This is a genomic window from Paenibacillus sp. OT2-17 (assembly GCF_009827695.1).
Classification (GTDB): Bacteria; Bacillota; Bacilli; order Paenibacillales; family Paenibacillaceae; genus Paenibacillus; species Paenibacillus polymyxa_B.
This window is the reverse complement of sequence record NZ_WUDQ01000610.1, coordinates 1-2,098: the sequence shown is the minus strand read 5'-3', so window position 1 is coordinate 2,098 and position 2,098 is coordinate 1. Positions and strand designations below refer to the sequence as shown.

Sequence of the window (2,098 nt, the reverse complement as noted above, 5' to 3'; positions counted from 1 at the left end):
ATCCATTGAGGCATCATTAACGGATATTCCTTGTTGAGCAGGCTGAAAATCAGCACTGCGCCGCAGTTCTCCAATGACCTCCCCGGCAGATTGAAATCGTTCCTCAGGATGCTGACGCAGCAGCTTTCGAATCACTGGGATCAAATGGCGGGGCAATTCTCCGCGAATATACCCTTCTACTCCCGCAGTCCACTCGCTATATTTGCCTCCTGTACAAAGATACAATAGCAGCGCTCCCAAACTGTATAAGTCTGAACGAGCATCCGTCTGACCAGCTCCATATTGCTCCGGAGCAGCGAAGCCCACTGTGCCCAGCTTTACCGTATCTTGATCCAGTTCAGCCTTATAGCTCCTCGCTATTCCAAAATCAATCAGTATAAATTCCATTTCCGGTGTCAGCATAATATTCGTTGGTTTCAGATCCCGGTAAATGACTGGCGGTTGACGGGTATGCAAATAGTCCAACACATCCAGTAGCTGCAAAGCGAATGGGACGATTTGCTCCTGTGGAATATAGCCTTGGTAGCCCTTCATGTATGCTTCCAGCGTAATTCCTTCGATGTAATCCATGACCAGATATACCGCACCAGATGGAGGATGCTCAAAAAAATCAACAATTCTCGGTAAACGTGGATGGCTTAGCGAAATCAGCATCTCTGCCTCCGTGCGTACAAGCTTCATCACTTGTGGCCCGGCAACCGACTCCTTCACCGCCCATTGCTTGCCTGGCAGTTTTAAATCCTCTGCCATGAACACGCGGCTCATTCCTCCCGAACCCAATGTGCGAACAATACGGTAACGCTCACCGATAATTGATCCGAATTCCAACTGTGATGGTTGCTTCATTATTCTCCTACCTCCTTTCTCAAGCGGACAACGCAAAAAAGGGAAAGCTGCCGCAAAATCAAATTTCCATGTCGTCATGAAAACCGTTTTCGCGGGATGCTTTCCCTTGATTTAAACGTGATTATTATTTTTTAAGGAACAATTTGGATTTATTATATAGCACACCTGTATCCATTGTAAAGTATTATTTTCCATACTTGATCATGTACAGGGTGATCTCATCTCGGTTATGGAATAGCTGCTTAGCTCGCTGAATCTGCATGCCGGACTCTTCAAATGAAGCAATTACATCATGAATGAGCGCCAAGGGCTTTTTATGCATTAGCTTGACCGTAACGATAGCAGTACCACCACTTCGCAAACTATATAGTAAATCAGTAACGAGCCTTGCCATTTGCTTAGGACTCCAGCTCATATCACAAACCAGCAGATCGAACGAATTCTCTTTAAATTTGACTTCACTTGCATTTTTACGCAAAAAAGTCAGATTGGCGTACTTCATCAGTGATGGCTCCATCTTTGCCGGATCAACCGCTGTAACTTTCAGTCCCCGTTCCAGTAAGAAGGAAGTCCATCCACCCGGTGCTGCCCCAATATCCAGTCCCTGATGGAAAGCGGCAAAATCTATGCCGAACGTTGCTTCTGCTTCCAATAGCTTGAATTTGGCACGAGAAATTTGTCCATCTTCTTTTTGAAAACGAACCGCGCCTCCGCTCCAATCCGATAGATTGTCCTCAGGACGCGATACACCTGCATACCACGTATCTGTATCTGCAAAAACGGACACAATAACATCGGCGCCTTGTACTGTCTGCTCCATAGGTAGATCACTTAATTGTTCACTCAAAGCCTGCTTGAGCGCACCTGCGCTTTCAATCCAACTGCTATTAGATCCTTTGCGCACTTGTAAAGAAACACGTTGATCAATCAGTTCCTTGCGGTTACGGATGAATGCAACCAGACGCTCCTGTACCTGAACCAGGTCCGTTCCTTCTTCCTGAAAATGAACAGGAAATAAGTGACGTAAAAACATCGGCGGCTGACCTGTAATTGTCCTCACTGCCTCAATTTCTTCCGCAGGTAATGTAGCCAGAAAAATTTCACCAGGTAAAAGCATCGTGCTTTTAACAGAGCCAAATATTCTTCTAAGCTCCTCTTGAGCATAGGGTGCAAAACCGTGATTGGCTGTACAAACAAATCTTGATGATGACAAAGTAGATTCACTTTGTTCATCTGTACTGATATATAGTTC

At 45.4% G+C, this 2,098-nt stretch carries 2 protein-coding genes; both read right to left on the bottom strand.

All coding sequences use genetic code 11. The annotated features are described in order from the left end of the window. Positions 1–846 (bottom strand): serine/threonine-protein kinase (locus GRP75_RS25185; RefSeq protein ID WP_202404307.1); only part of this gene is annotated, 846 nt, incomplete at its 3' end. Positions 847–1,030: 184 nt separating this feature from the next. Then, a complete protein-coding gene (locus tag GRP75_RS25180) occupies positions 1,031–2,089 on the bottom strand; it encodes a 23S rRNA (cytidine(2498)-2'-O)-methyltransferase RlmM (RefSeq protein ID WP_075155058.1) in 1,059 nt (352 codons plus the stop codon). Positions 2,090–2,098 lie beyond the last annotated feature (9 nt).